This is a genomic window from Frankia sp. AgKG'84/4 (genome assembly GCF_023242965.2).
In the GTDB taxonomy this organism is placed as follows: Bacteria; Actinomycetota; Actinomycetes; order Frankiales; family Frankiaceae; genus Frankia.
Genome location: NZ_JALKFU020000336.1, coordinates 1 through 5,757, shown reverse-complemented (window position 1 = coordinate 5,757; position 5,757 = coordinate 1). Strand labels below are relative to the sequence as shown.

Annotated in this window: 5 protein-coding genes; 2 read left to right on the top strand and 3 right to left on the bottom strand. The window is 72.0% G+C overall.

The genetic code is table 11. The annotated features are described in order from the left end of the window. Positions 1-149: 149 nt before the first annotated feature. Positions 150-440, top strand: a complete 291-nt coding sequence (locus tag MXD58_RS18435) for an acetyl-CoA carboxylase biotin carboxyl carrier protein (RefSeq protein ID WP_308301995.1) — start codon at positions 150-152, stop codon at positions 438-440. Then, positions 440-1,810: an acetyl-CoA carboxylase biotin carboxylase subunit gene (locus MXD58_RS18430; protein WP_248837379.1), complete on the top strand. Its 1,371-nt coding sequence runs from the start codon at positions 440-442 to the stop codon at positions 1,808-1,810. Before MXD58_RS18435 ends, MXD58_RS18430 begins: the two co-directional genes overlap by 1 nt. A gap of 200 nt (positions 1,811-2,010) precedes the next feature. Here MXD58_RS18430 and MXD58_RS18425 read toward each other — a convergent pair whose 3' ends face one another. The 3 genes from MXD58_RS18425 to MXD58_RS18415 form a co-directional block, all read right to left on the bottom strand. Further along, positions 2,011-3,084 (bottom strand): glycoside hydrolase family 26 protein, encoded by a 1,074-nt coding sequence (locus tag MXD58_RS18425; RefSeq protein WP_248837380.1) that lies wholly within the window; start codon positions 3,082-3,084, stop codon positions 2,011-2,013. Further along, positions 3,084-4,229, bottom strand: a complete 1,146-nt coding sequence (locus MXD58_RS18420; RefSeq protein WP_250609631.1) for an acyltransferase family protein — start codon at positions 4,227-4,229, stop codon at positions 3,084-3,086. Before MXD58_RS18420 ends, MXD58_RS18425 begins: the two co-directional genes overlap by 1 nt. Positions 4,230-4,833: 604 nt before the next feature. Beyond that, on the bottom strand, positions 4,834-5,631 hold the full coding sequence (locus MXD58_RS18415; protein ID WP_248837456.1) for a carbohydrate ABC transporter permease: 798 nt from the start codon (positions 5,629-5,631) through the stop codon (positions 4,834-4,836). Positions 5,632-5,757 lie beyond the last annotated feature (126 nt).

The window sequence follows — 5,757 nt, the reverse complement described above, 5'->3', positions numbered from 1 at the left end:
GTGTCCTCCTGCCAGCGCCGCGTGCGCAGGATGTGCTCGCTGGCGTCGGCGGCCTGGCGTTCGGCGTCCTCCAGCCGTCCGTCGAAGCCGGCGCCGCTCCCGCCCTCACCGCCGCCCCGGGCGCGCCCAGCGCCAACGGCGCCGCCGCAGTGAACGGCGCCGCCCCGGGTGCGACGGCCGAGGCGGGGACGTTCACCGTTGGATCGCCGTCGGTCGGTGTGTTCTACCGGGCCGCCGAGCCGGGTAAGGCGCCGTTCGTCACCGAGGGCGACGTGGTGCGCGCCGGCCAGCAGGTCGGCATCGTCGAGGCGATGAAGCTGATGATCCCGATCGAGGCGGACCGGGCCGGGCGGATCGTCCGGATCCTCGCCGAGGACACCGCGCCCATCGAGCACGACCAGCCGCTGTTCGTGCTCGCCCCGGTGGACGGGGACAGCTGATGTTCACCACCGTGCTCGTCGCGAACCGCGGCGAGATCGCGCTGCGGGTGGTGCGCACCTGCCGCGAACTCGGCATCCGCACCGTCGTGGCGCATTCGGCGGCCGACCGGGACTCGGCGGCCGTCCGGATGGCCGACGAGTCCGTGCAGGTGGGGCCGGGGCCGTCGAAGCGCAGCTACCTCAACATCCCCGCCGTCGTCGAGGCCGCCCGCACCCGCGGCGCGCAGGCGATCCACCCCGGCTACGGCTTCCTCTCCGAGAACCCGGAGTTCGCCGAGGTCTGCGAGGACGAGGGAATCGTCTTCATCGGCCCGCCGGCGTCGGTGATGGCGAGCCTCGGCGACAAGGCCCTCGCCCGCGCCGTCATGCGCGAGGCCGGCCTGCCGCTGCTGCCTGGCAGCCGCGACGCCCTCGAGAGCCCCGAGGCCGCCCTCGCGCTGGCCGACGAGATCGGTTACCCGGTGATTCTCAAGGCCGTCGCCGGCGGTGGCGGGCGCGGCATGCGGATCGTGCACGAGCGGTCCGAGCTCGCCGCGGCCTACGCACACACCCGGTCGACCGCGCTCGCCGTGTTCGGCGACGGGCGGCTCTACCTCGAGCGCTACCTCGCCTCCGCCCGCCATGTCGAGATCCAGGTGCTCTGCGACAGTCACGGCCACGGCGTGTACCTCGGCGCGCGGGACTGCTCGTTGCAGCGGCGCCACCAGAAGCTCGTCGAGGAATCCCCGGCGCCGAACGTCGACCCCGCCGGCATCGAGAAGCTCGGCGCCGACGCCGTGCGCGCGGTCCTGGCCGCCGGCTACGTCGGCGCGGGCACGGTCGAGTTCCTCTACGACCCGCAGCGCCGTGGCTACTACTTCATGGAGGTCAACTGCCGGCTGCAGGTCGAACATCCGGTCACCGAGATGGTCACCGGCATCGACCTCGTCGCCGAGCAGCTGCGCGTCGCCGCCGGTGAGCCACTGGGCTACGGCCAGGCCGACGTCACCCCGCGCGGTGTGGCGATCGAGTGCCGCCTCAACGCCGAGGACCCGACCCGCGACTTCCGCCCCACCCCGGGCCTGGTCGAGCGCCTCGAACTGCCCGGCGGCCCGTTCGTCCGCGTCGACACGCACCTCACCGCCGGCTACCGCATCCCGGCGCTGTACGACTCGCTGCTCGCGAAGCTCATCGTCTGGGCCCCCGACCGCGCCGGCGCCATCGCCCGGATGCGCCGCGCCCTGGCCGAAACGGTCGTCGAGGGCCCCACCATCGCCACCACCGCCGGCTTCCTCGCCGAGGCCCTCGACCACCCGGAGTTCCGCGCCGCCACCCACGACACCTCGCTGCTCGCCACCCTGCTCACGGCCTCGACCGCGTCGGCGGCGTAGCGTCCGGTCCGTTGATCTCGGCAGAGGAGCCGGCCGCGCCCCACGCTGGTTGTTCTGTGCGGCCCGGTGTCCGATATGTCCCCACAGGGCGACCTGCCGTGGGGCTGGCTGGTCGCTCTACGGGGGCCGGTGTCCGGTTTGGCGTCGGAGAGGGACTGGCGGTGGAGCTGGCGGGGTCGGTCTGCGCGGCCCGGCCGGCGTCAGCCGCTCTTTCCGAAGAGGTCCAGGTAGGTGCGGGCGCTGTTCGGGTTCAGGTTGGGACTGTGCAGCGACGACTGGACGTTCATGTCCTCGGCGTTGTTGAAATACGCCTCGTAGGCGAGGATGTCGGTGTTCGCCGTGAAGAACTCGTGCATCTTTCCGATGTAGTACGGGTTGTCGCCGCCGCCGCCGGTCGAACGCACCAGGCCCCATTCGGGAACCGCGAGCTTCTTGTGGTGGGCGCGGGCGTACTCCGCGACCGTGCACAGCCCGGAACGCTGATGGCACTGCTGGTCCCAGGTCTGCTGCGAGGTGGACGGCGGGTAGGAGTCGTAGGTGTCGATGCTGACGACGTCGACGTACTGGTCGCCCGGATAGGCCTCCCAGACGTCGGACGTGCGGTTGGTGAGCGTGTCGCGGTGCGCGCTCATCGTCCACTCGATCTTCACCTGCGGAGCGGTCGAGCGCAGCGCGGTGGCGGCGTGCGCGAAGCAGCTGCGGAACGCCGCCGGGTCCTTCGCGTTCCACCAGAACCAGTTCCCGTTGAACTCCCAGCCAAGGCGGACGTAGGCGTCCCCGCGCCCGTTGCGCGTCAACGTCTGCCCGAACGCCGCCCAGTAACGGTCGTAGTCGCCATGGGCGCAGGCCGCCTCGTTGCCATCCCTGGGATACAGCGGCTGCGCCACCGACACCTGACCGGGGAACTTCGCCGGGGTGAACGCGCCCATCGGCCAGCTGGCGGTCGTGATGTTCGCCCAGTCCGACCGGGTGGTGAACACGATGGCGACATCGACCGGCCGGCCCGTCCAGCTCGCCCACGCGTTGACATCCACCGGATAGTTGCCGTTCGCCCCCGACGCCCACCCCAGCCCGGACCGGACCGACGGGGCCGCGGACGGTGACGCGCCCGCCGACGGTGACGCCGAACCCCCGGAACCCCCGGAGCACGCCCCGACACCCACCAGCACGGCAAGCACCCCCGCCAGCACGAGCAGCGATGCTCGTACTCGGCGACCACGCTGGGTGGTGGACCGCTCGGTGTCAGATCCGGATGGGGACGGGGGTCTCGTCATCACGCGGATCCAGCCGCGCGCAGGACGGGCACCGCGACCCGCTCGGGTGGTCCGCTGAACCGGCGCACCAGGTAGCGGTGGGCGGGTTGCTCCACGGTGTGGTGCAGTACCGCGGCGGCGCAGAGGGCGAGTGCGAGCCCGGCGAGCACCCCGAACGCCGCCGCGCCCGGCGTCCGCGCGTCCAGCCAGCCGAGTCTGCTCACGACGGCGAGCGCGCCGGGGTGGACGAGATAGAACGCGTAGGAGATCACGCCGAGGTAGACGAGGGGCCGGGTGCTGACGCCGGGCACCCCGCGCCCGTCCGCCTGCCGGGTGGCGACGAGGAAGATGGTCGCGGCGAAGGACGGCAGGACGAGCGTGTCGATCAGCCCCTGATGATCACCGTACTGGTAGCCGAGGGCGATCGGCACGGCGAGCCAGGCGCCCGCGGCGACAGCGACAGTCCGCCGGGCCCGGGCCGTGCCGCGCAGGCCGTCCCGGGCCAGCAGCCCCAAGGCGATGCCGAGGACGAACTCCCCGACGCGCAGCGCCGGGCTGGCGAAGGCGGCGAGATCCAGCCGCGGGTCGACGGCCCCCGCCAGGCAGGCCACCGCCGCCGTCGGCACCAGGATGACCAGCGCCGCGCCGATCCGGCCCGCGGTGGACCGGGCGGCGAGCCGCGGGTACACGAACGGGAAGACAAGATAGAAGAACGCCTCGCAGGACAACGACCACAGCACCGCCCCACCCCAGCCGAAGTAGATCGACTGGGTGGGAATCCACGCCTGGACCAGCAGCAGACTCGGCAGGATCGCCGCCGGCGTCGACCCGAACTCACCGATCATGCCCAGTGGCCAGGCGAGTGCCAGCCACAACAGGATGGCGACAAGGTACAGCGGGTAGACCCGGGCGAACCGGCGCCAGTAGAACCGCGCAGTCGTCGTCACGCTGGCGGACCAGGTGAGCACGAATCCGGAAAGCACGAAGAAGAACGCGACGCCGGTGTAGCCGATGTTGCCGATCGGCGCCACCGGGAGCGCGTCCTCCACGTCCGCGTGGATGTGACGGGAGAACACCACGGCGGCCGCGACCGCGCGCAGGCCGGTCAGTGCCGGCAGGTCGGGGCGGCGTCGAGCGGGTCGGCCGGGTCCGAACGTACGAACCATCCGGTGTCGGCCGGGAGTTGACGGCATCGCTCGGATCATCGCGTCCTTCCGGTCGTTAAGGATGCGAGCGCGCGCTGTCGGTGCCGCCGCACAGTGACGGCTCGGGCACCTGGGACCACGCCGACGCAGCCGCGACCTTATGGTCGTGACCAGCACAAAGTACCCTTACGTAAGGGTCGAACGTGGTGCGGGGGTACCGGTCACACCCCTCCTGCCCGCGCGCGGACCAGCCACCCGCTCCCGCCGCTCCCGCCGCGCCGTCGGCGTGGGGCTGGGTGGGTTCGGGCCGCTTCTGCAGGGGCAAAACGGGCGCGGAGGCATGCAGAAGCGGCCCGAAGCCTCGTTCCCCCGCAGACATCCGACAATTCGGACGCCGGTCTCGGCGGTCTCGGCGGTCTCGGCGGTCTCGGCGGTCTCGCCGGTCTCGCTGGTCTCGCTGGTCTCGGCGGTCTCGGCGGTCTCGGCGCTCCGGCGGCCGGGGGGCGGCGGCGGGGGTCGGGTTGGCGGTGAGGGGCGGGTCGGCGGGGGTCGGCGGGGGTTGGCGGGGGTCGGTGGTGGGCGGTGGGGGTTGGCGGGGGTCGGTGGTGGGTGGTGGGCGGCTGGGTCAGCGCAGGCCGGAGCGGACGAAGCCGTTGATGACGTGGCGCTGCAGGGCCAGGTAGAGCGCGAAGATCGGGAGGGTGGCGAGGCCGGCGGCGGCGGTCAGCGGGCCCCACTCCTCGGTCTCCGTGGAGTGGATGAAGCTGCTGATGCCGAGCTGCAGGACGAGGTTGCCGCGCTGGAGGACCATCGCCGGCCAGAAGTACTCGTTCCACGCGTTGACGAACAGCAGGATCGACAGCGCCGCGAGCGGCGCGCGCAAATTCGGCACGACCACGGACCACAACGTCGACCAGGACGACCGGCCGTCCATCCGGGCCGCCTCCAGCAGCTCCTTGGGGAAGCTGTCGAAGTGTTGGCGCAGCATCAGCACGCCGAGCGCGGATACCAGGTTCGGCACGATCACGCCGGACAGCGAGTTGAGCAGCCCGAGGTCGTGCAGCAGCACGTAGTTCGGCAGCATCGTGACCTGGAACGGGACCAGCCAGGTGCCGACGAACGCCAGGTAGAGCAGCTTCTTGCCGCGGAAGTTCCACACCGCGAAGGCATAGGCCGCCAGCACGCTGGTCAGCAGCTGCCCGATCGCGGTGAGCAGGGCGACCCAGGTGGTGTTCAGCAACAGCCGGGCAAGGTTGAGCTCGTCGAGCGCCGTGGAGTAGCTCCCGACCGACAGCGGCCACGGCAGGACGGATGACTTGTAGACATCGTCGGGGCGGCGCAGCGACGTCGCGTACATCCAGTAGATCGGGAAGATGCAGGCCACGCCGAGCAGGGCCAGGGTGAGATGGCCGACGACGGTCATGGCCCGGGAGCGGCCGCCGGGAACCTCGTCGCCGTCCTTCGCCCCGACAGCGGTCCCGGCGGTCCCGGCGGTCCCGGCGGTCCCGGCGGTCCCGGCGGTCCCGGCGGTCCCGGCGGTCCCGGCGGT

Bases quoted from the DNA above. Each gene is read 5' to 3' on its own strand.
- MXD58_RS18420 (WP_250609631.1), bottom strand. From the start codon at position 4,229: ATGGTTCGTACGTTCGGACCCGGCCGACCCGCTCGACGCCGCCCCGAC.
- MXD58_RS18430 (WP_248837379.1), top strand. From the start codon at position 440: ATGTTCACCACCGTGCTCGTCGCGAACCGCGGCGAGATCGCGCTGCGG.
- MXD58_RS18415 (WP_248837456.1), bottom strand. From the start codon at position 5,631: ATGACCGTCGTCGGCCATCTCACCCTGGCCCTGCTCGGCGTGGCCTGC.
- MXD58_RS18425 (WP_248837380.1), bottom strand. From the start codon at position 3,084: ATGACGAGACCCCCGTCCCCATCCGGATCTGACACCGAGCGGTCCACC.